Genomic DNA, 24,461 nt, shown 5'->3' with positions numbered 1-24,461 from the left:
ACCCTACAAAAAAGTGCTGCATTGTCATTCCCGCTCGGACTAAGCATTTGATCGGATCAAGCGAATCGAGCTAAGCGAGGGCATTGTCAGCCAGAAACAAAACACTGTATAAATAACCAGACCTAAAGCCTGGGAGCGGCCTTTATGCTGGTGCACCTGTCCGTACACAACTACGCCATCGTCGAACATCTCGATCTCGAACTCGATCGCGGGATGAGTGTGATCACAGGGGAAACCGGCGCCGGCAAGTCGATCATGCTCGACGCCCTGGGCCTGACCCTCGGCGATCGCGCCGACAGCGGCGTGGTCCGCCCGGGCGCCGACAAGGCCGATATCCTGGCCACCTTCGACCTGGTCGACATTCCCGAAGCCCATGCCTGGCTGGCCGAGCGCGATCTCGAAAACGACGGTCCGTGCATCCTGCGCCGGGTCATCACCGCCGAAGGCCGTTCGCGCGGCTACATCAATGGCACGCCCTGCCCTCTCGGCGATCTCAAGGCACTCGGCGAACTGCTGATCGATATCCACAGCCAGCACGAACACCAGTCCCTGCTGAAAACCGATACCCACCGGCGCCTGCTCGATGAATACGCTGGCGCGACCGATCTGGCCCGTCAGGTTCAACTCGCCGCGCAGCGCTGGCGTCAGACTCGCCAGGAGCTGGAGCGCCTCTCCAATTCCGGCGACGAACAACGCGCGCGTCACCAATTGCTCAGCTACCAGCTCGAAGAACTGGAAAACCTCGGCCTCGGCGAAAACGAACTCGAACAGCTGGAGCAGGAACACAAGAACCTGACCAACGCCGAAACCCTGCTTGGCATTTGCCGACAGGTGGTCGAGCAGTGCAGCGAAAGCGATTCCGGCAACGTACTGAATGCACTGACCGCCAGCCTCAACCGCCTGTCGAGCGTGAACAACTCGGTGGGCGCACTGGGCGAAGCCAGCAGCCTGCTGACCAGTGCGCAGATCCAGGTCGAAGAAGCCGTGGGCGAACTCAATCGCTTCCTCGACAACTTCGATGCCGATCCGGCGCGCCTGCAATATCTGGAAGAACGCCTCGACGCGATTTACACCCTGGCCCGCAAGCACCGGATCCAGCCAACCGAAGTCGCCGAGATGCAGCAGAAACTGCTGGATGAGATCGAAACGCTCAATGCCAATGACGAATCCATCGAGCGCCTGGGTGAAGAACTGGCGTCCTACGCGCGCCACTATCAGGAGAAGGCCCGCGAGCTGAGCGATTTGCGTCATCAGGCCGCCGGCAGCCTTGCCAGCGCCGTAGAGCAGGAAATCCAGCGCCTGGGCATGCCGGGCGGGCGCTTCACCATTGAATTGCGCGCCAACAGCAGCGAGGAACTGCTGCCCAACGGCCTGGAACAGGTCGAACTGCTTGTCAGCGCCAACCCCGGCCAGCCACTGAAGGCGCTGGCCAAAGTGGCCTCCGGTGGCGAGCTGTCGCGGATCAGCCTGGCGATTCAGGTAATCACCGCGCAGACCTCACGGGTGCCAACCCTGGTGTTCGACGAAGTGGACGTGGGCATCGGCGGGCCAACTGCTGAAATCGTCGGCCAGTTGTTGCGTCGTCTTGGCGATCGCGGGCAGGTGCTGACCGTGACGCACTTGCCGCAAGTGGCGGCGCAAGGGCATCAGCATTTGTTCGTGCACAAGGTGCGCGGCGAGCAGGCGACTCACACTGCAGTGTCCAAACTGAGCAAGAACGACCGTATAGAAGAAGTGGCGCGGATGCTGGGCGGCATCGACCTGACCAAAGAATCCTTGGCTCACGCGAAAAAAATGGTGGTTACCGCAAAAATTTAAGAGCAGCAGAAAGCACGAAGGCGACCCTTGGGCCGCCTTCGTTCGTTTCGCGAACCTGAAATTCGCGCGACATGCTTACTTTTTCTTGCGTACGTACAGCACCAGATTGTGATCTACCAGATCAACACCGTGCTCCTCGGCGATTGCTTTCTGGAGCTTTTCGATTTCCGGACTGACGAATTCGACGACTTCACCGGTTTCCACGTTGACCATATGGTCGTGGTGGCCACCGTCGGCCAGTTCGAATACCGCGTGGCCACCGTCGAAGTTGTGACGGACCACGAGGCCAGCGGCTTCGAACTGGGTCAGAACACGGTAAACCGTGGCCAGACCGACGTCCTCGCCCGCTTCCATCAACGCCTTGTAGACGTCTTCGGCACTCATGTGACGCTGCTCGGTAGAGTCGAGCATTTGCAGGATCTTGACCCGTGGCAGGGTCACTTTGAGGCCGGCTTTGCGTAGTTCGCTATTTTCAACCATGGTCAGCTTTCTCGCGATGCTGCTTCGCAGCTTCTCTTAATGCGGGTATGATCGGCGTTTACGTTGTCCCAGCCAAGATAGTGGAAGTCGCCCACCGATGCAAAACACCAAGCTCTTGCTAACCAGTTTCACCTTTGTGGGACTGCTCGCACTCGCCGGTTGTTCATTCCCCGGGGTTTACAAAATCGACATCCAGCAGGGCAATGTCGTCACGCAGGACATGATAGACCAGTTACGCCCGGGAATGACCCGTCGGCAAGTACGGTTTATCATGGGTAACCCTCTGCTGACCGACACGTTCCATGCCGATCGCTGGGATTATCTGTACAGCCTGCAACCTGGTGGCGGTGAACGCCAACAGGAACGCGTGAGTGTTAATTTCAACTCCAACGACCAGCTTGTCAGCCTGTCCGGTGACTTCATGCCGGGCGTAAGTCGTGACGAAGCCATTCTCGGCAAGGACAGTGGCACCAGCGTGACCGCCCCTGCTGAAAACGCCGAGAAGCCGAAACCGGAAGAACCAGCCAAACCAGGCTCCTTGCTGGATCAGATCCAGAAGGACGTGGACGGCGTTGAAACCGTTCCGGTTCCGACGCCTGAGCCGCTGGACACCTCGCCGCAGTAATATGCGAGGCAATAAAAAACCCGGAATTTCCGGGTTTTTTATTGCCTGCGATTTGCTCAGCCTACTGACTTCGTACCTTGGCTTCGGCAGCCTTGGCCGCCCGCAGGCGCCGAACCTCTTTCGGATCCGCCAGTAACGGCCGGTAAATCTCGATACGATCCCCCGCCTGTATCAAGCGAACCTGTGGATCAGCCACCACCTTGCCGAAGATTCCCAACGGACACTCGCTCAAATCCAGCTCAGGGAATTCTTCCCCGATACCTGACTTGAGCACCGCCTCACGCACTGTCGCCCCATCTGGAACGCTCAAAGCGTGCAGAACCTGACGATCCACGGCGGCATACACCACTTCAATCTCGATCACCGGCTCAACCATGCATCTGCTTGGCACGCTGGCAGAACGCATCCACCAGAGTATTCGCCGCCTGATTGAACAGCGGGCCGAGTGTCGCGCGTACCAGCGGCCCGGCGTAATCGAACGACAGATCAAGACTGATCTTGCAGGCCTTCTCGTTCAAGGCCTTGAAGACCCAGACGCCATGCAGTTGGTTGAACGGCCCCTCTTCCAGGTTCATCTCGATCGACTGCCCCGGCACCAGCGTATTGCGCGTGACGAAGTGCTGACTCAGACCGCCCTTGGCCACACCAACGCTGGCGCGCATGTGCTCGGGCGAGCTCTCCAGCACCTCGGCGGACGAGCACCATGGCAGGAATTCCGGGTAACGCGCGACGTCGTTGACCAGGTCGTAGAGGAATTGCGCCGGGTATGGCAGCAACGCCGAACGTTGAATATGTGTCGTCATGTAAGCGTTACTTCCAGAGCTGAGCGGCAAACACTACCAGAATGCCGATAGGCGCCACGTAGCGCATCAAAAACAAGGACAGGGCAAACAGCGCCGGGTTACGAATCGACAACTCGTCACGCACCGCCTCACGGCCCATCACCCAACCGGCAAACAGCACGAAGCACAGCCCACCGAGCGGCAACATGATCCGCGAGGTGAAGAAATCGATCACGCCGAAGAAGTCCAGACCGCCCGCCGCACCCCATTGGTAGAGGTGGAACAGCCCGCCATCGTTCACGAAAAATTTGGCTTCCTTCCAGATATTGAAGGAGAAAACCGTACCCAGACCGACGAACCAGCAGATAAATGCCAGCCAGAAAGTCACCCAGCCACGGCTGATTTTCGTGCGCTCAACCAGATAGGCAACCATCGGTTCTAGCAGGGAAATCGCCGAGCTCCAGGCGGCAATTGCCACCAGGACAAAGAACACCACGCCCATCAACTGGCCGAAAACCACGTTACCGAAGGCAAATGGCAGACTGACGAACATCAGGCCGGGGCCTTCGCTAGGGTTCAAACCGCCGGCGAACACAATCGGAAACAATGCCAGACCGGCCACCAGCGAAACAAAGGTGTCGAGCAATGCCACACCGACCACAGTGCCGGACAACGACGCTTCCTTGGTCATGTAGGCGCCGTAGATCATGATCGAGCCGACGCCCACGCTCAGGGAAAAAAACGCATGGCCCATGGCGGGCAGCAAGCCATCGAGGACTTTTTCCGGATGGAAGTCGAACATGAAATGCACGCCCTCCATGAAATGCCCGGTGGTCATGCTGTAACCCAGCAACACCAGCACCATCACGAACAGCAGCGGCATCATGATCCGCAGGCTGCGCTCAAGCCCGGCAACCACGCCTTTGGCGATCACCACGGCCGACAACAGCATGAAAACTGTGTGCCAAAGTGTCAGGCGCCAGGGATCGGAGATCACATTGCCGAAATAAGCGCCGACCTGCTCCGCCGTGGCGCCCTGGAAGTCGCCGCGCCCCATGTCGATGATGTAATCCAGCGACCAGCCGCCAACCACACTATAGAAAGACAGGATCAGCAACGCCGTGATCATCCCGGCAAATGCGCCCCACGACCACTTGCCCGAATGCCCGACTTCCAGCGCCAGCACCTTCAGGGCGTTCGCCGGACTCTGTCGTGCGCGGCGGCCGATCAGGGTTTCAGCCAGCATGACCGGGATCCCGATCAGGGCGATACAGGCCAGAAACATCAGCACGAAGGCGCCGCCACCGTAGACCCCGACCATGTAGGGGAATTTCCAGATGCTGCCCAGTCCCACGGCCGAACCGGTCGCGGCGAATATGAAAACCCAGCGGCTAGCCCAACTGCCGTGGACAGAAACCTTGTCTGTCGACATTGAATATCACGCCCAAGCGTTAGAAAAAGAGGCCGCATTGTCCGGGATTCAATCAACCTGCTCAAGCACGCAGCATCACCGTAGCCGAGGACCGTTTATCTCCATATAATGCCGCCCCTATGGCTAAACAGAAGAAACACCCAACAGGGACCATCGCGCAGAACAAAAAGGCGCGACACGATTACTTCATCGAACATCGTTTCGAGGCTGGTCTGGTCCTGGCCGGCTGGGAAGTAAAAAGTCTGCGGGCAAGCAAGCTGCAACTGGTCGACAGTTACGTGCTGCTCAAGGATGGCGAAGCCTGGCTCCTCGGCAGTCACATCACGCCGTTGATGACCGCCAGCACCCACGTCATCGCCGATCCGACCCGCACCCGCAAACTGCTGCTCAACAAGCGCGAGCTGGAAAAACTCGCCGCTGCCGTGCAACAGAAAGGCTACGCCTGCGTGTGCCTGTCCTTCTACTGGAGCAAGCACATGGTCAAGTGCGAGATCGCTCTGGGCAAGGGCAAGAAGGAATACGACAAGCGTGACACCGAGCGCGAACGCGACGCCGGTCGTGAATTGCAGCGCGCCGTGCGCAACAAGGGCAAGGAAGAGTAATTTTCCTGCTTTAAAAGATCGCAGCCTTCGGCAGCTCCTACACAGGAATGAGAATTTCCGTGTAGGAGCTGCCGAAGGCTGCGATCTTTTTGCTTCTAAAAGCTACATCCCCTTGCGCCGCTCCGCCCGAGCCATGCGCTGAACTTCCTGCCGCACCTCTTCCAGCACCTCCTGCACATACAGAATGTGCCGACTGGAAACCTCGCGCGCCTGCTCCGCACGCCCCTCGATAATCGCCAGATACAGCTCCCGGTGCTGAGAGATCAGCATGTCGCGGGTTTCCGTACGCTGCTTGTACATGCCGCCGATGTTGGTCACCACGTTGCGCTTGAGCAGATCGAACAACCCGCGAATGGTGTGCAGCAGCACCGCGTTATGGCTGGCTTCGGCGATCGCCAGATGAAACCTGGCATCCGCCGCGCCCTCTTCCACCCGACTCACTTCGTCATGCCGCGTGTAACAATCCTGCAGCTCGTTGAACGCTGCGGTCAGACGTTCACGATCCACGTCCGTAGCGCGCAATGCTGCGTAATAGGCGCACGATGCCTCCAGAGTGTGCCGAAACTCCAGCAAGTCGCGCTGCGCTTCGGGGTTGCTCTCCAGCAGCAATAGCAGAGGATCACTGAAGGTCGAGCCGAGCGTTTCCACTACATAGTTGCCGCCGCCCTGGCGACTGACCAGCAAGCCCTTGGCCGCCAGTTTCTGAATCGCTTCGCGCAACGACGGACGCGACACGCCGAATTGCTCGGCCAGGGCGCGCTCAGCCGGAAGCCGCTCACCGGACTTCAGCGTGCCCTCGAGGATCATCCCCTCGAGTCGCTCGACAATATCGTCAGACAAACGGCGCTGACGAATCTGATCAAACCCCATAACTCAATTCTCCACGATCCCGACCGCTCGCCGGGCTCTCTATTCTGGCCTATCGGCGCCCCGCCGGCACCTGTCAGAGCACATTCGCCCGACCGGATCAGATGACCTCTGCACCGCTTATTCGACAAAAGTTTCAGGGCGACAAATTGACACACCGACATCAAGGCTTTTACCCTAGCCAACAGCGATTGTAAATTGGTATTACCAATTAACCAAGAACGCTGACAGTGCCTGACCAACAACAATTAGGGGCCACCCCATATGCAAACCTGGCAACAGCTCTATACCCCGCTCGGCAGTCTCGGCGTCTCCGCTCTTGCGGCCGTTATCCCCATCGTTTTCTTCTTTCTGGCTCTGGCGGTGTTCCGCCTCAAGGGTCACGTGGCCGGCAGCATCACGCTGGCCCTGTCGATTGCCGTGGCGATTTTCGCCTTCCACATGCCGGTCGACATGGCCTTCGCCGCGGCCGGATACGGCTTTGCCTACGGTCTGTGGCCGATTGCCTGGATCATTGTCGCGGCGGTGTTCCTTTACAAACTGACGGTCAAGAGTGGTCAGTTCGAGGTCATTCGCAGTTCGGTGCTGTCGATCACCGACGACCAGCGTCTGCAGGTGTTGCTGATTGGTTTCTGCTTCGGTGCGTTTCTGGAAGGTGCCGCCGGCTTCGGCGCGCCGGTAGCGATTACCGCCGCGCTGCTGGTCGGTCTCGGGTTCAACCCGCTGTACGCCGCCGGCCTGTGCCTGATTGCCAACACCGCACCCGTGGCGTTCGGCGCCCTGGGGATTCCGATCATCGTGGCCGGCCAGGTCACCGGCATCGACGCGTTCAAGATCGGCGCCATGACCGGTCGCCAATTGCCGCTACTGTCGCTGTTCGTGCCGTTCTGGCTGGTGTTCATGATGGACGGCCTGCGCGGCGTGCGTGAGACCTGGCCGGCAGCACTGGTCGCAGGCCTGAGCTTCGCCGTGACCCAGTACTTCACTTCGAACTTCATCGGCCCGGAGCTGCCGGACATCACCTCGGCCCTGGCCAGCCTGATTTCCCTGACCCTGTTCCTCAAAGTCTGGCAGCCAAAACGCGCCGCCGGCCAACACATCGCCGGCGCCGTTTCGGCCTCAGTGGTGACCGCCAGCGCAGGAGGTTTCGGCCAGAAACGCAGCACCGTGGCATCGCCTTACAGCCTCTGGGAAATTTTCATCGCCTGGTCGCCATTCCTGATTCTCACCGTGCTGGTAACCATCTGGACCCTCAAGCCCTTCAAAGCGATGTTCGCCGCCGGCGGCTCGATGTACGCCTGGGTGTTCAACTTCGCGATCCCGCACCTTGATCAATTAGTGATCAAGACTGCTCCGATCGTCACCACCCCAACCGCCATCCCGGCCGTGTTCAAACTCGACCCGATTTCCGCGACCGGCACCGCGATTTTCTTCTCCGCACTGATCTCGATGCTGGTATTGAAGATCAACTTCAAAACTGGTCTGACCACTTTGAAAGAGACCTTCTACGAACTGCGCTGGCCTATTCTGTCGATTGGCATGGTGCTGGCCTTCGCCTTCGTCACCAACTATTCCGGCATGTCTTCGACCATGGCGCTGGTGCTGGCCGGTACGGGTGCCGCGTTCCCGTTTTTCTCGCCGTTCCTCGGCTGGCTGGGCGTGTTCCTCACCGGCTCTGATACCTCGTCCAACGCCCTGTTCAGTTCGCTGCAGGCGACCACCGCACACCAGATCGGCGTCAATGACACCTTGTTGGTCGCCGCCAATACCAGCGGTGGCGTGACCGGCAAGATGATCTCGCCACAATCGATTGCCGTGGCCTGTGCTGCGACCGGGCTGGTGGGCAAGGAATCGGATCTGTTCCGCTTCACCCTCAAGCACAGCCTATTCTTTGCGACGATTGTCGGCCTGATCACTCTGGCCCAGGCCTACTGGTTCACCGGCATGCTGGTGCACTAAACCTATAAACAAAACGGAAATAACCGACGCCGGCTGGTGATTCCGGCGTCAGCAATTCACCACCCGGTCTGTAAGGCTGCTGAAAGCAAGGCTCTTTATATTCAGCAGCCGCCACAGACGGATAACCGGGCCCACCCGGAGACACGCCTGATGAGCGAGCTTTTTTACAACGCTGTGCCCAACGCCACTCGCGTCGCACCGCCATTGCCCGAACCTCGGCAATACCCCAGCGAGAAACCGTCGCAGGTCTACCTGTTCGGCACCTGCGTGGTCGACCTGTTCTACCCCGAAGCCGGGATGGACGCGATCCACTTGCTGGAGCGCGAAGGGATCAAGGTCGAGTACCCGCAAGGGCAGAGCTGCTGCGGACAACCGGCCTACACCTCGGGTTACACCGAGCAGGCGCGGACGGTCGCGCGCTCGCAACTGGCGCTGTTTGCCGGGGATTATCCGGTGGTGGTGCCGTCGGGTTCCTGCGCGGGCATGCTGCGCGAGCATTACGCCGATTTGTTCAAGGACGAGCCGCAAACGTTGAAACAGGTGCAGGCCCTCGCGGCCCGCACCTATGAACTGGCCGAGTTTCTGCTGTTCGTCTGCAAGGTGCAGCTCAAGGACAGCGGTGAGCCGGTGAAAGTCGCGCTGCACACCTCGTGTTCGGCACGGCGCGAAATGAACACCCACCTGCACGGCCGCGAGTTGTTGGCGCAGTTGAGCAACGTGGAACGGGTCAACCATGACCATGAAAGCGAATGCTGTGGCTTCGGCGGGACATTCAGCGTCCGTATGCCAGACATTTCCGGCGCGATGGTGGCTGACAAGACCAAAGCGTTGAAGGATTCCGGCGCGCACAAGGTGTTGAGCGCCGACTGTGGCTGTTTGATGAACATCAACGGCGCATTGGAGAAACAAAAGGAAGCGCTGCGCGGGCAACATCTCGCCAGCTTTCTGTGGCAACGAACCGGAGGTGCGCAATGAGCACCTCGACGATTATTCCTACGGTTGCCGTAGAAGAAGATTTCCGCACCCGGGCACACAACGCCCTGGGTGATCAGCAGCTACGGAACAACTTCCGCACTGCGATGGATTCACTGATGACCAAGCGGGCAGCGGCTTTCAGCGATGCCCACGAAAGAGAACACTTGCGCGCCCTGGGCAACTCGATCAGGGCGCGTGCGCTCTCCAATTTGCCCGACCTGCTCGAGCAACTGGAACAGAACCTGACCCGCAACGGTGTGACAGTGCACTGGGCGGAAACGGTGGACGAAGCCAATGGCATCGTCCTTTCGATCATCCGCGCTCACGAGGCGCGGCAAGTGATCAAGGGCAAATCGATGGTCAGCGAAGAGATGGAGATGAACCATTTCCTCGAGGCTCAAGGTGTTGAATGCCTGGAGTCCGACATGGGGGAATACATCGTCCAGCTCGACCACGAGAAGCCTTCACACATCATTATGCCGGCGATCCACAAGAATGCCGGTCAGGTCGCGTCCTTGTTCCACGACAAACTTGGCGTGGAGTACACCAAGGACGTTGACCAACTCATTCAGATCGGTCGCAGAGTCCTGCGGCAGAAATTCTTCGAAGCGGACATCGGCGTTTCCGGCGTCAACTTCGCCGTGGCCGAAACCGGCACCCTGCTGCTGGTGGAAAACGAAGGCAACGGACGCATGACCACCACCGTGCCGCCGGTGCACATCGCCGTCACCGGCATCGAAAAGGTCGTGGAAAACCTGCGCGACGTGGTGCCGCTGTTGTCGCTGCTGACCCGCTCGGCGCTGGGCATTCCGATCACCACTTACGTCAACATGATCTCCGGCCCGCGCAAGGAACATGAACTCGACGGCCCGCAGGAAGTGCATCTGGTGCTGCTCGATAACGGTCGCAGCCAGGCCTTCGCCGACAGCGAACTGCGCCAGACCCTCAACTGCATCCGCTGCGGCGCCTGCATGAACCATTGCCCGGTCTACACCCGCGTCGGTGGTCACACCTATGGCGAGGTGTACCCGGGACCGATCGGCAAAATCATCACCCCGCACATGGTCGGTCTGGCGAAAGTCCCGGATCACCCGAGCGCTTCGTCGTTGTGCGGTGCCTGCGGTGAAGTGTGCCCGGTGAAAATTCCGATCCCTGCGATCCTGCGGCGCCTGCGCGAAGAAAACGTCAAAGCTCCGGACAGTCCGCATCAAGTAATGCGCGGCCAGGGCAGCAAATATTCGCGCAAGGAGCGCCTCATCTGGAACGCCTGGGCGAAACTCAACAGCTCGCCGACGCTGTATCGGTTGTTCGGTTTCTTCGCCACGCGCCTGCGCGCCCTGACCCCGAGCAATGTCGGCCCGTGGACGCAAAACCACAGCGCACCAAAACCCGCCGCCCGCTCACTGCACGACATGGCCCGCGAGCATCTGGGCAAACAGGGAGACCGCTGATGAGCGCCAAGCAAAATATCCTCGCCAAGCTACGGAAAAGTCTGACCGGCACCACGCCGATTGCCGACGACTTCGATGTCGACTTGGTGACTCAGCCTTACACCTACAGCGCCGAGCAACGTATCCCGCAACTGCGCAAACTGATGGAAGCGGTGCACACCGAGATCCATCTGACTACCGGCGCAGACTGGCCCGCGCTGCTCGCGCAATTGCTGGGTGATCGCCAACTGCCAAGCCTGCTGATCGCACCGACTACACCCCACGGGCAGCGCATCACACAGCACTGGGCGACCAATCCTGATCTGCCGGCACTGAAGTCCTACAACCGGCCGATGGAAGAATGGAAAGCCGAGCTGTTCAACGACACCCCGGCCAGCCTTACTGGCACCCTCGGTGCCATCGCCGCCACCGGCAGCCTGATTCTCTGGCCCACCCGTGAAGAACCGCGGTTGATGAGCCTGGTGCCACCGGTGCATTTCGCCCTGCTCAAGGCCAGTGAAATCCGCGACAACTTCTATCAGGTGCAACAGGAATTCGAGTGGGCCCAAGGCATGCCGACCAATGCGCTGCTGGTGTCCGGCCCGTCGAAAACCGCCGACATCGAACAAGTGCTGGCCTACGGCGCTCACGGCCCGAAAGATCTGGTGGTCCTGATCCTGGAGGACCAATGACGCTTCCGGTGAATTTCCTGCGTGATGCGCAGCAACTGATTCCAGCAGGTCGCCGCTTCGACGATCCGCTGTCGACATTGGCCTTCGGCACCGACGCCAGTTTTTATCGGCTGATTCCCAAACTGGTCATCCGCGTCGAGTCCGAAGACGAAGTGGTGGCGCTGCTGAAACTGGCCCAGCGCGATCAAGTCCCGGTCACCTTCCGCGCCGCTGGCACCAGTTTGTCCGGGCAGGCAATCAGCGATTCGGTGCTGATTGTGCTGGGGGATAACTGGAACGCTCGCGAGATTCGCGATCAAGGCTTGCAAATCCGTCTACAGCCCGGTGTGATCGGCGCGCAAGCCAACGCGTGGCTGGCCCCGTTCGGGCGCAAGATCGGCCCGGACCCGGCGTCGATCAACGCCTGCAAGATCGGCGGCATCGTCGCCAACAACGCCAGCGGGATGTGCTGCGGCACCGCGCAAAATACCTATCACACACTGGCCGGGATCCGTCTGGTACTCGCCGACGGCACCCGTCTCGACACCGAAGACGCCGCCAGCATCGCCGCTTTCCGCGTCAGCCACAGCGATCTGCTGGAGCGTCTGGCGACATTGGGCCGCGAGACCCGCGCCAACGCTGAACTGGCTGCGAGAATTCGCCACAAATACCGTCTGAAAAATACCACCGGACTGTCACTCAACGCCCTGGTGGATTTCGACGATCCTGTGGATATCTTGAGCCACCTGCTGGTCGGATCCGAAGGTACCCTCGGCTTCATCAGCGCGGTGACCTACGACACGGTGATCGACCACCCGAACAAGGCCTCGGCTCTGATTGTGTTCCCGGATGTGGAAACCTGCTGCAACGCGGTCACCGTGCTGAAAAGCCAACCGGTGTCTGCCGTAGAGTTGCTCGATCGGCGCAGTCTGCGCTCGGTGCAGGACAAACCGGGCATGCCGGATTTCGTACAGCATCTGTCGAATAATGCCTGCGCCCTGTTGATCGAATCCCGCGCCGCCTCTTCCACTTTGCTGCAGGAACAACTGGCGCAGATCATGGCTTCGCTGACCCGTTTCCCGGTGGAGAAGCAGGTCGATTTCACTGAAGATCCGGCCGAGAACGCCAAGCTCTGGGCCATCCGCAAGGACACCTTTCCCGCCGTCGGCGCAGTGCGCAAAACCGGCACCACGGTGATCATCGAAGACGTGACCTTCCCCGTCGAACAACTGGCTATTGGCGTCAATCGCCTGATCGAGCTGTTCGACAAACATGCCTACGACGAAGCGATCCTTTTCGGACACGCACTGGAAGGCAATCTGCACTTCGTCTTCACCCAAGGCTTCAACAGTCCGGAAGAAGTCGCACGCTATCAGGCGTTCATGGACGACGTAGCGCAACTGGTGGCGGTGGAGTTCGGCGGTTCGCTCAAGGCTGAACACGGCACCGGGCGCAACATGGCGCCGTTTGTTGAGCTGGAGTGGGGCAGCGATGCCTATCAGTTGATGTGGCAGCTCAAACGCCTGCTCGATCCCAACGGCATCCTCAACCCCGACGTGGTGCTCAGCGAAGATCCGCAGATCCACCTCAAGCACCTGAAGCCGCTGCCGGCGGCTGACGAGATTGTCGATAAATGCATCGAGTGCGGTTTCTGCGAACCGGTCTGCCCGTCGAAAGGCCTGACCCTCAGCCCGCGCCAGCGCATCGTGATCTGGCGTGACATTCAGGCGAAGAAGCGTGCCGGCGTTGACACCACCGAGCTGGAACAAGCCTACGAATACCAAGGCATTGAAACCTGCGCCGCGACAGGCTTGTGCGCGCAGCGTTGCCCCGTAGGCATCAATACCGGCGAACTGGTGAAAAAGCTCCGCGCCCGTAACGCCACGCATCAGAAAACCGCTGACTGGATCGCAGGAAATTTCGCCAAGACCCTGCAAGGCGCACGCTTCACCCTGCACGTGGCCAACGGCGCACGAATGCTGCTCGGCGCTCCGCGTCTGGCGAAGCTGTCGGCAACCCTGTCGCGCTTTTCCAAAGGCCAGGTGCCGCTGTGGACCAACGCGATGCCGCAACCGGAAAAAGCCATTCGTTTCAGCCCGAGCGTGTCGGATCAACGTCCACGCGTGGTGTATCTGGCGGCCTGCGTTTCACGGGTGATGGGCCCGGCAGCGGGCGACAAGGAGCAGATGTCGCTGTACGACAAAACCCGTGGTTTGCTGGAAAAGGCCGGTTACCAAGTGGTGTTCCCGGACAATCAGGACAACCTCTGCTGCGGTCAGCCGTTTGCCTCCAAAGGCTACGCCGAGCAAGCCGAACACAAGCGTCAGGAACTGATCAGCGCCCTCCTCCATGCCAGTCGTGGCGGGCTCGATCCGATCTATTGCGACACCAGCCCCTGCACCTTGCGTCTGGTGCAGGACGTGGGAAATGTTCGCCTGGATCTGTACGACCCGGTGCGCTTCATCCGTACGCATCTTCTTGATCGACTGGAGTTCACCCCGCAAGAGGCACCGATTGCGGTTCACGTGACCTGCAGCACGCAGCATCTGGGCGAGAGCCAGGCGCTTATCGATCTGGCGCGCAAATGCAGCAAGACCGTGGTGATCCCGGAAGGCATTCATTGTTGCGGGTTTGCCGGCGACAAGGGCTTCACCACCCCGGAGCTGAACAGCCACTCGCTGCGCACACTCAAGGACGCGGTGCAGCATTGCAGCGAAGGCATTTCCACCAGCCGCACCTGTGAGATCGGCCTGACGCAACACGGCGGCATCGACTATCACGGCTTGGTCTATCTGGTGGATCGGGTGACCCGGGCCAAGGCCTGCTGAAGAAAAATAGAACCCTTGCGTGCGACCGTAGTCCACAGAACAGACCCCGAAAATCGGGGCTTTTCTTCCACTCGGTTGCCCGTCCTGACGGCCAGCGCAGTCTGGATCCCTCAGTTCAAGGAGATACACATGAAACGTTCTGTACTGTTAGGTCTGTTCGTTACTGCCTCGATGATGGCCTCCACCTCGTTCGCCGCCGAAAAGCCTGCCGACCTGTGCGATGCCAATATCCAAGAGATCAACAATCTCAAGGCCCAGCTGGCAGCGTCGCCGGAAAAAACCCAGATTGCTGAAACCAGTTTGAGCAAAGCCCAGGCGCTAAAAGCCCAAGGCAAAATCGACGACTGCGTTGCAGAAACCTCGAAAACCAAACTGGATCTGCAAAAAGCTAGCGGTACCAACAACTGATCAAAACCCCAAAGCCAACCTTCGGGTTGGCCTTGGGGTCTGATTGGCGTACACTGCGCAGGCTTGTTGCCTCACCTGATGTACGAGGCAATGAGTTCGGGGCCGATTAGGATTCGACGCCGGTGACGAAACTTTAGGTGCATGCCGACTTGGTAACAGAAGTCGTAAATCCACTGTTGCAACTTCTTATAGTTGCCAATGACGACCAATACGGTGCTGCTCTCGCTGCTTAATTGCAGCTGACATGCACTCCTGGTGCCTTCGGGCCCAGCAATCATCAGGGGATGTCTGTAAACCCGAAATGATTGTCATATAGAACAGAATCGCCGTGCAGTACGTTGTGGACGAAGCGGCTAAAACTTACACAACTCGCCCAAAGCACCCTGCCCGTCGGGTCGCTGAGGGTTAACTTAATAGACACGGCTACGCATGTAGTACCGACAGCGGAGCACTGGCGGACGGGGGTTCAAATCCCCCCGGCTCCACCAACTCTCGACGACAAAGCCCGCCTTGTGCGGGCTTTGTCGCATCTGGACATCCGCCAAACCGGGCACGCAAACCCACAGCTTGCAAGCGATCAAACTCGATAACCCTGGCAATGCTCTGCCTACTCACAAAAAAGGACGACACGATGTCGTCCTTTTTCGTACCCGCATTCATCAAAATCAATGAACCGCGCTGAGCAGATCCGGGCGGCTGGATTTGAGCATAGCCTCATTGACCTTGCCTTGAATCGAGCAGGTAAACATCCCCTTGCTGCCAGTCGTCAGCTCTTGCGGAGCAGGCTCGATCAGGAACACGCGCTCGGCACTGTCGACAACCAGCTTGCCCGCCGTTGCGGATGGGTCTTCCGGCTGCCAGTTGGATTTGCCGTGGGACCAGATTTCCGCGCGTGCGTAGAGTCCCTGCGACATGTCCATACGCGGCCCGCCCGCTTTTTCCAACTGGGTGTGGAGTTCATTCGGCGTCTGTTTGGCGTAGAACCCCCAACTGATGATGCGAGTGCCCATCAGGTCTGTATCTTCGGCGTAGAAGCCGGTCAACGACATGCCGTCAATTTCGACCGGCTTGGCGAACATCCAGCGTTGCCCCATATCGCTCTTGGTGCCGCCGGACAATTTGATCTGGCCATTTTCGACAGTGCTCGGCACCAGATCCTTGAACAAAGGCGATTGCACGACTGCCAGGGAGTGATCGTCACAAGCGGCAAACGACGCCACCGGCGAAGGTGCAGCGGCAACGCTGAAAGCAGAAAAAAGGGCCGCAATGGGCAACAACAGGAAAATTGGTTTCATGGAATGACTCGAATGAAAGACTGAAGAAATCGACAGAGACGATATCACAATGACATCAATCGACAGACTTCAGAGTTTCAATCAATGCCCATGCCGATGATGCACATCCGGAAAATGCGCATGCCTGTGCCGCATCGGCGTATGCACATGCCGATGACTATGCGGCTCCACCCCATCCCACTCAAAACCATGCGTATGTTGATGATGCTCATCGTCTGTATGCCGATGATCATGCTCAAGCGGTTCGTGCTGATGCTCATGAACATGGTTTTCCATCAGATAAATCCATACCCCCACGGCCATTAACGCTGAATACCGGCACCTATCACGGCAAAAATCAGGTGAGAATTATGTGAACAGCTGATTCGTGTCAGGGAACACCTCCTCTGGCACGTGCTCAAATCCAGCAACATTTAATCCGCGCAATCTCTGGGCGGTCGCTCGACGCAGGCTCTATGCTGCGAACATCGAGATGCAATGGAGTTGAAGATGAAGAGCTGGATTGCCGTAGCGCTGGCCGCGCTGATTTCCTTGTCCGTCCATGCGGCCGTTGCCCCCACTGTGCGCGTCGAACCGATCGCGTTCACTGCCAGCGCCGACAGCGTCCAGCGCAAACAGTCGATCAAGGGTGACCAGACCGCGCAGTACAGATTCAACGCCAAGGCCGGCCAGATACTGACCGTCGATTTCAAACCGTCCAACACCTCCGCCTACTTCAACATCCTCGCCAAGGGAGCCGATTACGCGCTGTTCAACGGCTCGGTCATGGGCAATCACTTCCTCGGTCCATTGCCCAGCGATGACGAGTACACGGTTCAGGTCTACCTCATGCGCAACGCCGCACGGCGTAATGAAGTGGCCAACTACGAGCTGTCGCTGAGGCTGGTCAATGGCGATGCCATCAGCCGGCAACAGCCATTCGATCAGACGCTGGAATTACACGGCATCGCTTTTCACGTCAGCACCGAGCAGGTCGATGGCAAACTGACGCTGCGCATCGCTCCCAAGGGGCTGGAGATCGACAACTCGGTCATCAGCCAGGCGCTCACGGGTGATGTGGTGCGCGCCGAAGTCGCCGACATTAATAACGACGGCTCCCCCGAACTCTACGTTTTCACCCGCTCGCCCGGGCGCGGCCTGCCGGGCGAGCTGATCGCCTATTCAGCCAACAACAAGAAATCTCTGAGCGCAATCTACTTGCCTCCGGTCAGCGACAACCCGAAAACCGCCGAGGGTTATCAAGGCGAGGACTCGTATGCCGTGGTGGAAAACTCACTGGTGCAACGCTTCCCGGTGTATGACAGTGCCGACGCTGGCGCGGGGCGTACGGGGAAGATGCGTCAGGTTCAGTACAAGTTGGTGGCGGGTGAAGCCGGGTGGATTTTGCGCGAGGACAAGGTCTCCGAGTTCTGAAATGATCTGGCTCGTCATGCCGATTTCGCCGCAGATCACCTGCCCTGAGGCGTTGCAGAGCGCTCGCTGCCGAAATGAATTTTTCTTCACTGCCCCGCTTCGATCAACACGGTACAGTCCGCTCGCTCATTCAAGAAACTACGGTTCGCCCGCGCTCTCCCGCGGGCTTTTTTTTGCCTGGCGTTTGCTGCCGAAGCGATACACCCAAGTGTCCTGCACGCCGTGCTGTGACGATTGCCGCACCTGCGGGTGAACCCTGATCAGCGCAAACCCCGCCGCTTCAGCCAGACGCTGACTGCGGCTGTTGGCCGACGATGTGGTCAGGTAAAAGGTGAACTCAGGCAGGCGCCTGACAAGTTGCAGCAGCACTTCACGCATGTAGCCCTTGCCGGCAAACGCGCTGTTGGCCCAATAACCGACGACATAGCGCTTGCGTCGACGCGGCACCAGGCCGATGCAGCCAACGACGGCTTGTCCGTCTTCAGTCACGATGAATAAGCGCCGCTCACCGGTCTCGCTGGCGAAATCATCCCGCGCTTGCAGCATGGACGACAGCGCCCGCTCCTCACTGGTGTGTTCAACCGCCCACTCGAGAAACGGCGCATGCTCGCGGTAACTGGCGTTCAGCGCCTCGCGCACCGGAGCGACAAGCGCCAGGTCTGGCGCCCGAACACACAACGCCAGCCCATTCACCGTCAATGCAAATTCCATTGCTTGTTCCTCCAATCCCGGAAATGCCGCAGTCGATAACCCTGTGCACTCAACCAAAGAAATTTACAGGACGCCAGCGCAGTTTGTTTTTTTCCGCCCCGTGATCAATCCTGTCCCTCGACCCTGTCCGCCGGAGCACCCGATGTCACTGCTGAGCCTACCCTGCCAACGCCTGACGCTCGCCATCCTCGCCCCGGAACAGGCCGAGCTGGAAAGTGACTTCTATGCACGCAACCAGCGCCACCTCGCGCCGTGGTCGCCGATCCGCACCACCGAATATTTTTCCACGGAGCAGATTCGTCGACGCCTTGAAATTCAGGCCAGTGCCTACGAAGCCGGGTTGGCTATGCATTTCGCCCTGCTGACGCCGGATGGCCAACAGATGATCGGCGCGTGCAATTTCAGCGGGATCATTCGCGGTGCGTTTCAGGCGTGTTATCTGGGTTATCACATTGACCACGCGCATCAGGGTCAGGGTTTCATGCAGGAGGGTCTGGAGGCGGGCATCGGTTACATGTTCGACACGCAGAACCTGCATCGGATCATGGCCAATTACATGCCCGGCAACGAGCGCAGCGCGCGGTTGTTGGAGCGTCTGGGTTTCGAGCGCGAGGGCTATGCCAAGGCGTACCTGAACATCGCCGGACGCTGGCAGGATCACGTGCTGACAGCGCTGGTCAATCCGTTGTTCGAAACGCCGGAGAAGCGTTGGTCGCGACAACTGAAGTGAGTTTCACAATTTGTTAAGCATTGGCGAAGTATGCTCAAGGCTCCTGCTCTTTCCGGTTGCCTGAACCCTATGCCGCGCGCTGCCACTTCGCTGTTTCTACTCGCCGCCCTGCTGTTTTTTTTCGCTTTGGGTAACCACCAGTTGCAAGGCTCCACCGAGGCCCGGGTCGCCGGGATCGCCATGGAGATGCATCTGGACGATGACTGGGTGACGCCCCGTTTGTTCGGCGAAGCGTTTCTGGAAAAACCCCCGCTGAGCCTGTGGCTGGACGCCGGCGCCATGCGCGTGTTCGGCGTTTCGCCGTGGGCGGTGCGGCTGGCGTCGGCGGTGGCCGGATTGTTCAGCGTGATGCTGCTGTACGGCATGTTGCGCCGTTTCGGTCGGCCGAAAGCGGTCGCGTGGACGGCGGGAATTCTGCTGGCGACCATGGCCAGTTACTGGAGCAATGTGCGCGGGGTCGGTGAGGATGCACTGCTGGCGCTCGGCGTGAGCACGGCGCTACTGGCGTTTTTTCAGGCGCAACGCGCAGCGAACGCGGGTAACTCGCTGCTGTTTATCGTCGGGATCGCCATCGCCACCCTGAGCAAAGGCGTGCTCGGCCTGGCGATGCCCGGGGTGGTGATCTTCGCCTACCTGCTGGCCGACAACCTGATCGACAAACACCTGAAGCTCGGCGCCTGGCTGCGTCCCGGCCTGCTCACGGCAGTCGGTCTGATTCCGTTGCTGATCTGGCTCGCCGTGCTCTATCAGCGCGGCGGCTCGCACGCTGTCGCTGAAGTGCTGCTGACCAACAGCGTCGGCCGCTTCAGCGGCTCGTTCGTCGAGGCCGGGCATTACGAGCCGTTCTATTACTATCTGGCCAAACTGCCGGAAGCGTTCCTGCCGTGGAACATTCTGGTGTATCTGGGCCTGTGGCATTTCCGCAAAGAATTGAAGGCCAACCGCTATCTGCTGTTTTTCAGTCTGTGGATCGTCGCGCAGTTCATCATGTTGACCCTGGCCTCGAGCAAACGCACGGTGTACCTGATGTCGATGACCCCGGCCGCGGCGGTGATCGCTGCTGAGTACGCGCGAGTGTTGTTCGATCGCTTGCGGGCGCATGAAACCGCCGACCGCTTCATCGGAAAAGTCGCCCGTCATCGTCAGGCGATTGCCGCAGGATTGCTCACGGTGGTGATCGCCAGCTACCTCGGCGCCGCGCAGTGGGCATTGCCCAACGCAGACAAGAAGTTGTCGTTCCTGCCGTTGACCCAACATATTCAGAGCCTGCGGGCCAACGGTCAGCAGGTCGCGCTGTTTCAGGCCAATGAACGGGTCGGCGGTGCCAGCGTGTTCTACACCCAAAGCGTGCTCAAAGGGCTAGACACCGACGCGCAACTGCACGATTTCCTCAGCGCCTCGCCCGCCAACGTCGCGGTGATCTCGGCAGACAGCGAACCCGCCGCGCCACTCAAAATACTCAAGACCATGATGGTCGGGCGCCAGGCGTACTACTTCGTCGGCTACTGACGACATTCGCGCCAGACAATAAAAAACCCGCCGTCACTGACGGGTTTTGTTTCGGCTGACGGGAAGGCAACGTCAGTTCATTGGGTGGTCACTGAATGCCAGTCGGAGGCTTCGATAAAACCAAGCACCCGCGGATCCGCTTTGTTTGCGACAGACACAAACAGTGAGGAACCGTAGCCCGGGTCAGAAACCGGTGTATTCAAGTCCTTTTCCAGCTCCGCCATGCACTCGCTGTGGGTCACCAGGATCAGATTGCGCCCCGGGAGCTTGTGAGCCAGCGCTTCCTGCAGGATGTGGCCCTTGCAGCTGATCAGCCAGTCTTCGCTGGCCGCGCGGTTGAACATGTAACCGGCGGTCTGCACGGTGCGCAGCATCGGGCTGTTATAGATATCGGCGTTATTCAGGCCCAGATGCTCGAACTGAGCGCCGACACCGACTGCGACACTGCGCGAGCGGTCGGTGATGCCATCATCGCCACTCAGGCACGGCGCCGGCGAGTGATCGCAGCGTTCGACGTGACGCACCAGCACAATCATGTCGCCCTTGGCCCACCCGGCCGCCAGCGCGCGGTCGCCGGACACATTGCCATGGGCCAGGTCCGGCACCGCCGCCGGGGCGAGCAGCCACAGGGTCAGCGGAATCACCAGCAGCGACGCGCCAAGCACCACCCAACTGTCGCGATAGCGCGCCAGTCCGCTCAGGGAGATCGTGCGTTTGACGCCGAACAGACTCAATCTCAATTCCACATCGGGCCGCCTCGTCGGCATCCATCACAGTCAATTCGATGCGGCGAGGGTAGAGAGACGGGCGTAAGTGACGAGTGAAACGCATGTGAAAAAAGTCTTGAGGCGCTCTTGTTACAAATTCCGTCGGACAAAAACCTTTCAGCTCTCGTATTTGCGGCCGATAAAGACCTGCTAACACCCTTGCTGGCTCAAAAAAACAACAATCTTCCAGCCTGACCGACGATCAAGTAGCTCTACGTTCCTGGAGGAATTGTGATGAATAGCTGGTTCGGCAACATCAGCGTGAACATGAAATTGGGTCTGGGCTTCGGCCTGGTCCTGGCCCTGACCTGCGTGCTGGCCCTGACGGGCTGGACCAGCCTCGGCGGCCTGATTGACCGCAGCAACTGGATGAGCGACATCACCCAGCTCAACGCCGGCCTGACCAAGCTGCGCGTGGTCCGCCTGCAGTACATGCTGACCAACGGCGACGAAACCGCCGCGCAGAATGTACAAACCACCCTCGAAAGCTTCGCCGCGCAACAACAGGCGCTGATCAACAAGTTCAAGAGTCCGGAAAACGTCAAGCTGCTCAAGCAGCAGGCCGCGACCATCGCCGAATACCAGACCTCGCTGAACAAGATGCGCAACGCCTACCGCACCGGCAACAGCGCCCGCGACGTGATGGGCACCAACGCCGACACCGCTTACAACCTGATCGAAACGATCAGCAAGCGCGTGCAGCAAATGGACATGAGCGAGCAGCGCTTCGAGCAGTTTCAGGCCATCAGCCAGGCCAAGGAAGCGTTCATCCTCGCGCGCTATGAAGTGCGCGGTTACACCGCCACCACCAACGCCGAAACCGAGCAGAAAGCCGTTGGCCAACTGGACGCAGCGATCGCCACCCTCAAGCAATTGAACGTGCATTTCGCCGCCACCCAGCAAGACGCCCTGCGTCAGCTGGAAACCGCTCTGACCAACTACCGCAGCGCGTTGCAGGCGTACAAGAACGCCAACAGCGAAGCGGTGCAGGCGCGTAAAGAGATGACCGATCAGGGTGCTGCCATCGTCACCACCAGCGAGCAGCTGTATCAGATCCAGCTCGACCGCCGCGATATCGAAAGCGCCCAGGCTCGTACTTTCCAGTTGATCAGCACCCTGCTGGCGCTGTTGGTCGGTGTGATTGCCGCGGTGATCATCACCCGTCAGATCACCCGTCCGCTGCAAGAAACCCTGGCCGTGGTCGAGCGCATTGCCAGCGGCGACCTGACCCAGAACGTCACGGTCACCCGTCGCGACGAACTCGGCGTGCTGCAACAAGGCATCGCCCGCATGGGCGTGACCCTGCGCGACCTGATCAGCGGCATCCGCGACGGCGTCACCCAGATCGCCAGCGCCGCCGAAGAACTCTCGGCCGTGACCGAGCAGACCAGCGCCGGCGTGAACAGCCAGAAGGTCGAGACCGATCAGGTTGCCACCGCCATGCACGAGATGACCGCCACTGTGCAGGAAGTCGCGCGCAACGCCGAAGAAGCCTCGCAGGCTGCTGCCGCCGCTGACGGCGAGGCCCGTGAAGGCGACAAGGTGGTCAACGAAGCCATCGCGCAGATCGAACGTCTGGCCAGTGAAGTGGTGCGCTCCACCGAAGCCATGAGCGTGCTGCAACAGGAAAGCGACAAGATCGGCAGCGTCATGGACGTGATCAAGGCCGTGGCCGAACAGACCAACCTGCTGGCGCTCAACGCCGCAATCGAAGCGGCGCGTGCCGGTGAAGCCGGGCGTGGGTTTGCCGTGGTCGCCGACGAAGTCCGTGGTCTCGCCCAGCGTACGCAGAAATCCACCGAAGAGATCGAAGGCCTGGTCGCCGGTCTGCAGAACGGCACCCAGCAAGTCGCTGCCGTGATGAACAACAGCCGCGCCCTGACCGACAGCAGCGTGGCCCTGACCCGCAAGGCTGGCGACTCCCTGGAAAACATCACCCGCACGGTGTCGAACATCCAGTCGATGAACCAGCAGATCGCCGCCGCGGCCGAGCAGCAAAGCGCCGTGGCCGAAGAAATCAGCCGCAGCATCATCAACGTGCGCGACGTGTCGGAACAGACCGCCGCCGCCAGCGACGAAACCGCAGCGTCCAGCGTGGAACTGGCACGCCTGGGTGGCCAGTTGCAGCAGATGGTCAGCCACTTCCGCGTCTGATCTTCACCTCTGCGCTGAACGAAAGATCGATTCGCGAGCAGGCTCGCTCCCACAGGTAATGCGTTGAACACAGATCATGTGAACTACGCCAATCCCCTGTAGGAGCGAGCCTGCTCGCGATGGCGTCAGCCCAGTCAGCCCAAGCCCATACTCACTGCCCCACCGCTCACACCTCCCACGGATTAATCACCTCCACTCCCGAGAACTGAAAGTCCTTCACGTTACGCGTGGCGACTGCCGCGCCATGAGCCCGGCAGATTGCGGCTATCTGAGCATCAGCCATCGACACCGTCCGCCCCTTTGCTTCGCAATCTGCGACGAGTGCCGCGTACTCGACAGCGGCATGCGCATCGAACGGCAAAATGCGTCCCGCGAAGTCCTCCTCGAACATAGCCATCGCATGGGCTTGAAGATTCTGTTTGCGTTTGCCTGAGGGAAGTCGGGCGATGCCGTGGAGTATCTCAGCCACCGTTATCGCACTGATGGCCAGATCCATGGCGGGCTGCGCATCGACCCAGGCCAGCACTCTGGCTTCAGGTTCAATACGCATAAACTCTGAAAGCACGTTGGTATCGAGCACTATCATTCGGAGAAATCCACCCCGGTGGCTTTCTCTGAGCGCTCTGGCAATTCAAGTTCAACTCCGCCGTTTGCACTGAACCTGTTGCGTATCCGGCTTCCAAGTCCGCCGGCGCGATCAACTGTTGCCAAGGCTCGACCGAGAATCAGGCGCGCCTCTTCTTCCATGGAGTGGCCGTTGTGTGCTGCGGTGATACGCAACTGTTCCTTGAGCTTCTCATCAAGGTTTCGAATGGTGATGCTGGCCATGATGCCTCCCGCAATCAATGAAATCATTGATTGCAGGCTAGCACATCCGTTCTGGCTCACACCGGGCAATCTTCCGAACAGCCATTCTCACAGCAACAGATGGTCAGCCATTTCCGCGTCTGACCTTCAGTCAGCGCCAAAGCGTAAATCCAATCGCGGGCAACCCGCCTTGTGTAG

Annotated in this window: 23 protein-coding genes, 1 other RNA gene and 2 pseudogenes; 15 read left to right on the top strand and 11 right to left on the bottom strand. The window is 59.5% G+C overall.

From position 1 onward, the window contains the following. The first annotated feature begins 144 nt into the window (after positions 1 to 144). Positions 145 to 1,818, top strand: coding sequence for a DNA repair protein RecN (gene recN, locus ACS4NR_RS25685; RefSeq protein WP_456018662.1), 1,674 nt, complete (start codon positions 145 to 147; stop codon positions 1,816 to 1,818). 75 nt (positions 1,819 to 1,893) lie between these two features. Here the strand turns inward: recN and fur are convergent, their stop codons facing one another. Then, entirely contained in the window at positions 1,894 to 2,298 is a 405-nt protein-coding gene (fur, locus tag ACS4NR_RS25680; protein WP_003221515.1) for a ferric iron uptake transcriptional regulator, read from the bottom strand. Positions 2,299 to 2,395: 97 nt separating this feature from the next. Between fur and ACS4NR_RS25675 the strand changes: the two genes are divergently transcribed. Then, on the top strand, positions 2,396 to 2,923 hold the full coding sequence (locus ACS4NR_RS25675) for an outer membrane protein assembly factor BamE (protein ID WP_095139828.1): 528 nt from the start codon (positions 2,396 to 2,398) through the stop codon (positions 2,921 to 2,923). 61 nt (positions 2,924 to 2,984) lie between these two features. Here the strand turns inward: ACS4NR_RS25675 and ACS4NR_RS25670 are convergent, their stop codons facing one another. From ACS4NR_RS25670 to ACS4NR_RS25660, 3 genes are read right to left on the bottom strand one after another with little or no spacing between them, the layout of a single operon-like run. After that, entirely contained in the window at positions 2,985 to 3,299 is a 315-nt protein-coding gene (locus ACS4NR_RS25670; protein ID WP_456018661.1) for an RnfH family protein, read from the bottom strand. Then, positions 3,292 to 3,726: a type II toxin-antitoxin system RatA family toxin gene (locus tag ACS4NR_RS25665; RefSeq protein WP_003221509.1), complete on the bottom strand. Its 435-nt coding sequence runs from the start codon at positions 3,724 to 3,726 to the stop codon at positions 3,292 to 3,294. Before ACS4NR_RS25665 ends, ACS4NR_RS25670 begins: the two co-directional genes overlap by 8 nt. Before the next feature lie 7 nt (positions 3,727 to 3,733). Then, the gene (locus ACS4NR_RS25660; RefSeq protein WP_456018660.1) at positions 3,734 to 5,137 is read right to left on the bottom strand and encodes a sodium-dependent transporter; all 1,404 of its coding nucleotides are present in this window, start codon (positions 5,135 to 5,137) and stop codon (positions 3,734 to 3,736) included. Between the two features lie 119 nt (positions 5,138 to 5,256). Between ACS4NR_RS25660 and smpB the strand changes: the two genes are divergently transcribed. Next, a complete protein-coding gene (gene smpB / locus ACS4NR_RS25655; protein WP_003221505.1) occupies positions 5,257 to 5,739 on the top strand; it encodes an SsrA-binding protein SmpB in 483 nt (160 codons plus the stop codon). Between the two features lie 102 nt (positions 5,740 to 5,841). On the opposite strand, the gene ACS4NR_RS25650 is transcribed toward smpB, so the two are convergent. Beyond that, complete coding sequence (locus ACS4NR_RS25650; protein ID WP_166496147.1) at positions 5,842 to 6,609, bottom strand: GntR family transcriptional regulator; 768 nt, start codon at positions 6,607 to 6,609, stop codon at positions 5,842 to 5,844. 261 nt (positions 6,610 to 6,870) lie between these two features. Here ACS4NR_RS25650 and ACS4NR_RS25645 point away from each other — a divergent pair, with 261 nt between their 5' ends. The 7 genes from ACS4NR_RS25645 (at position 6,871) to ssrA (ending at position 15,365) form a co-directional block, all read left to right on the top strand. Then, the gene (locus ACS4NR_RS25645; protein WP_456018659.1) at positions 6,871 to 8,565 is read left to right on the top strand and encodes a lactate permease LctP family transporter; all 1,695 of its coding nucleotides are present in this window, start codon (positions 6,871 to 6,873) and stop codon (positions 8,563 to 8,565) included. 150 nt (positions 8,566 to 8,715) lie between these two features. Continuing rightward, on the top strand, positions 8,716 to 9,540 hold the full coding sequence (locus ACS4NR_RS25640; protein WP_443532080.1) for a (Fe-S)-binding protein: 825 nt from the start codon (positions 8,716 to 8,718) through the stop codon (positions 9,538 to 9,540). Continuing rightward, positions 9,537 to 10,991: a LutB/LldF family L-lactate oxidation iron-sulfur protein gene (locus ACS4NR_RS25635; RefSeq protein ID WP_456018658.1), complete on the top strand. Its 1,455-nt coding sequence runs from the start codon at positions 9,537 to 9,539 to the stop codon at positions 10,989 to 10,991. The genes ACS4NR_RS25640 and ACS4NR_RS25635 overlap by 4 nt, the downstream gene beginning before the upstream one ends. After that, positions 10,991 to 11,662, top strand: a complete 672-nt coding sequence (locus ACS4NR_RS25630) for a LutC/YkgG family protein (protein ID WP_456018657.1) — start codon at positions 10,991 to 10,993, stop codon at positions 11,660 to 11,662. Before ACS4NR_RS25635 ends, ACS4NR_RS25630 begins: the two co-directional genes overlap by 1 nt. Next, complete coding sequence (locus tag ACS4NR_RS25625; protein ID WP_456018656.1) at positions 11,659 to 14,469, top strand: FAD-binding and (Fe-S)-binding domain-containing protein; 2,811 nt, start codon at positions 11,659 to 11,661, stop codon at positions 14,467 to 14,469. The genes ACS4NR_RS25630 and ACS4NR_RS25625 overlap by 4 nt, the downstream gene beginning before the upstream one ends. 129 nt (positions 14,470 to 14,598) lie before the next feature. Next, a complete protein-coding gene (locus tag ACS4NR_RS25620; protein WP_456018655.1) occupies positions 14,599 to 14,877 on the top strand; it encodes a hypothetical protein in 279 nt (92 codons plus the stop codon). A gap of 98 nt (positions 14,878 to 14,975) precedes the next feature. Beyond that, positions 14,976 to 15,365: a transfer-messenger RNA gene (ssrA, locus tag ACS4NR_RS25615) on the top strand. 177 nt (positions 15,366 to 15,542) lie between these two features. Here ssrA and ACS4NR_RS25610 read toward each other — a convergent pair. After that, positions 15,543 to 16,220, bottom strand: a complete 678-nt coding sequence (locus ACS4NR_RS25610; RefSeq protein ID WP_346651670.1) for a hypothetical protein — start codon at positions 16,218 to 16,220, stop codon at positions 15,543 to 15,545. 33 nt (positions 16,221 to 16,253) lie between these two features. Then, positions 16,254 to 16,484, bottom strand: a pseudogene (locus ACS4NR_RS25605) (EamA/RhaT family transporter); the annotation flags it as partial. Positions 16,485 to 16,661: 177 nt separating this feature from the next. On the opposite strand from ACS4NR_RS25605, the gene ACS4NR_RS25600 reads away from it, so the two are divergent. Then, positions 16,662 to 17,585, top strand: a complete 924-nt coding sequence (locus ACS4NR_RS25600) for a hypothetical protein (RefSeq protein ID WP_456018654.1) — start codon at positions 16,662 to 16,664, stop codon at positions 17,583 to 17,585. Between the two features lie 138 nt (positions 17,586 to 17,723). Here ACS4NR_RS25600 and ACS4NR_RS25595 read toward each other — a convergent pair whose 3' ends face one another. After that, complete coding sequence (locus ACS4NR_RS25595) at positions 17,724 to 18,296, bottom strand: GNAT family N-acetyltransferase (protein ID WP_456018653.1); 573 nt, start codon at positions 18,294 to 18,296, stop codon at positions 17,724 to 17,726. Positions 18,297 to 18,438: 142 nt separating this feature from the next. Between ACS4NR_RS25595 and rimJ the strand changes: the two genes are divergently transcribed. After that, complete coding sequence (gene rimJ, locus ACS4NR_RS25590; protein ID WP_456018652.1) at positions 18,439 to 19,026, top strand: ribosomal protein S5-alanine N-acetyltransferase; 588 nt, start codon at positions 18,439 to 18,441, stop codon at positions 19,024 to 19,026. A 30-nt stretch (positions 19,027 to 19,056) separates the two neighbouring features. Continuing rightward, a complete protein-coding gene (locus tag ACS4NR_RS25585) occupies positions 19,057 to 20,535 on the top strand; it encodes an ArnT family glycosyltransferase (protein WP_456018651.1) in 1,479 nt (492 codons plus the stop codon). Between the two features lie 77 nt (positions 20,536 to 20,612). Here the strand turns inward: ACS4NR_RS25585 and pmrG are convergent, their stop codons facing one another. Next, on the bottom strand, positions 20,613 to 21,281 hold the full coding sequence (gene pmrG / locus ACS4NR_RS25580) for a lipopolysaccharide core heptose(II)-phosphate phosphatase PmrG (protein WP_204896247.1): 669 nt from the start codon (positions 21,279 to 21,281) through the stop codon (positions 20,613 to 20,615). Between the two features lie 255 nt (positions 21,282 to 21,536). On the opposite strand from pmrG, the pseudogene ACS4NR_RS25575 reads away from it, so the two are divergent. Further along, a pseudogene (locus ACS4NR_RS25575) lies at positions 21,537 to 22,550 on the top strand (methyl-accepting chemotaxis protein); the annotation flags it as partial. A 42-nt stretch (positions 22,551 to 22,592) separates the two neighbouring features. After that, positions 22,593 to 23,456, top strand: a complete 864-nt coding sequence (locus ACS4NR_RS25570; RefSeq protein WP_371260362.1) for a methyl-accepting chemotaxis protein — start codon at positions 22,593 to 22,595, stop codon at positions 23,454 to 23,456. Positions 23,457 to 23,622: 166 nt separating this feature from the next. Here the strand turns inward: ACS4NR_RS25570 and ACS4NR_RS25565 are convergent, their stop codons facing one another. Together ACS4NR_RS25565 and ACS4NR_RS25560 are read right to left on the bottom strand one after the other, a co-directional pair. Then, positions 23,623 to 24,042, bottom strand: a complete 420-nt coding sequence (locus ACS4NR_RS25565) for a type II toxin-antitoxin system VapC family toxin (RefSeq protein ID WP_166496122.1) — start codon at positions 24,040 to 24,042, stop codon at positions 23,623 to 23,625. Further along, positions 24,039 to 24,284 (bottom strand): FitA-like ribbon-helix-helix domain-containing protein, encoded by a 246-nt coding sequence (locus tag ACS4NR_RS25560; RefSeq protein ID WP_095139845.1) that lies wholly within the window; start codon positions 24,282 to 24,284, stop codon positions 24,039 to 24,041. The genes ACS4NR_RS25565 and ACS4NR_RS25560 overlap by 4 nt, the downstream gene beginning before the upstream one ends. Positions 24,285 to 24,461 lie beyond the last annotated feature (177 nt).

It is taken from the genome of Pseudomonas sp. JQ36, from assembly GCF_053851495.1.
The sequence above is the reverse complement of the archived record's forward strand: the minus strand, read 5'-3'. Positions and strand labels throughout refer to the sequence as shown.

What these genes read in the sequence shown, in the direction of transcription:
- smpB (WP_003221505.1), top strand. Translation starts at nt 5,257, where the DNA reads ATGGCTAAACAGAAGAAACACCCAACAGGGACCATCGCGCAGAACAAA.
- ACS4NR_RS25630 (WP_456018657.1), top strand. Translation starts at nt 10,991, where the DNA reads ATGAGCGCCAAGCAAAATATCCTCGCCAAGCTACGGAAAAGTCTGACC.
- ACS4NR_RS25620 (WP_456018655.1), top strand. Translation starts at nt 14,599, where the DNA reads ATGAAACGTTCTGTACTGTTAGGTCTGTTCGTTACTGCCTCGATGATG.
- ACS4NR_RS25635 (WP_456018658.1), top strand. Translation starts at nt 9,537, where the DNA reads ATGAGCACCTCGACGATTATTCCTACGGTTGCCGTAGAAGAAGATTTC.
- fur (WP_003221515.1), bottom strand. Translation starts at nt 2,298, where the DNA reads ATGGTTGAAAATAGCGAACTACGCAAAGCCGGCCTCAAAGTGACCCTG.
- ACS4NR_RS25565 (WP_166496122.1), bottom strand. Translation starts at nt 24,042, where the DNA reads ATGATAGTGCTCGATACCAACGTGCTTTCAGAGTTTATGCGTATTGAA.
- rimJ (WP_456018652.1), top strand. Translation starts at nt 18,439, where the DNA reads ATGTCACTGCTGAGCCTACCCTGCCAACGCCTGACGCTCGCCATCCTC.
- ACS4NR_RS25585 (WP_456018651.1), top strand. Translation starts at nt 19,057, where the DNA reads ATGCTCAAGGCTCCTGCTCTTTCCGGTTGCCTGAACCCTATGCCGCGC.
- recN (WP_456018662.1), top strand. Translation starts at nt 145, where the DNA reads ATGCTGGTGCACCTGTCCGTACACAACTACGCCATCGTCGAACATCTC.
- ACS4NR_RS25665 (WP_003221509.1), bottom strand. Translation starts at nt 3,726, where the DNA reads ATGACGACACATATTCAACGTTCGGCGTTGCTGCCATACCCGGCGCAA.
- ACS4NR_RS25640 (WP_443532080.1), top strand. Translation starts at nt 8,716, where the DNA reads ATGAGCGAGCTTTTTTACAACGCTGTGCCCAACGCCACTCGCGTCGCA.
- ACS4NR_RS25560 (WP_095139845.1), bottom strand. Translation starts at nt 24,284, where the DNA reads ATGGCCAGCATCACCATTCGAAACCTTGATGAGAAGCTCAAGGAACAG.
- ACS4NR_RS25600 (WP_456018654.1), top strand. Translation starts at nt 16,662, where the DNA reads ATGAAGAGCTGGATTGCCGTAGCGCTGGCCGCGCTGATTTCCTTGTCC.
- ACS4NR_RS25625 (WP_456018656.1), top strand. Translation starts at nt 11,659, where the DNA reads ATGACGCTTCCGGTGAATTTCCTGCGTGATGCGCAGCAACTGATTCCA.
- ACS4NR_RS25670 (WP_456018661.1), bottom strand. Translation starts at nt 3,299, where the DNA reads ATGGTTGAGCCGGTGATCGAGATTGAAGTGGTGTATGCCGCCGTGGAT.
- ACS4NR_RS25645 (WP_456018659.1), top strand. Translation starts at nt 6,871, where the DNA reads ATGCAAACCTGGCAACAGCTCTATACCCCGCTCGGCAGTCTCGGCGTC.
- ACS4NR_RS25595 (WP_456018653.1), bottom strand. Translation starts at nt 18,296, where the DNA reads ATGGAATTTGCATTGACGGTGAATGGGCTGGCGTTGTGTGTTCGGGCG.
- ACS4NR_RS25570 (WP_371260362.1), top strand. Translation starts at nt 22,593, where the DNA reads ATGGGCGTGACCCTGCGCGACCTGATCAGCGGCATCCGCGACGGCGTC.
- ACS4NR_RS25650 (WP_166496147.1), bottom strand. Translation starts at nt 6,609, where the DNA reads ATGGGGTTTGATCAGATTCGTCAGCGCCGTTTGTCTGACGATATTGTC.
- ACS4NR_RS25660 (WP_456018660.1), bottom strand. Translation starts at nt 5,137, where the DNA reads ATGTCGACAGACAAGGTTTCTGTCCACGGCAGTTGGGCTAGCCGCTGG.
- ACS4NR_RS25675 (WP_095139828.1), top strand. Translation starts at nt 2,396, where the DNA reads ATGCAAAACACCAAGCTCTTGCTAACCAGTTTCACCTTTGTGGGACTG.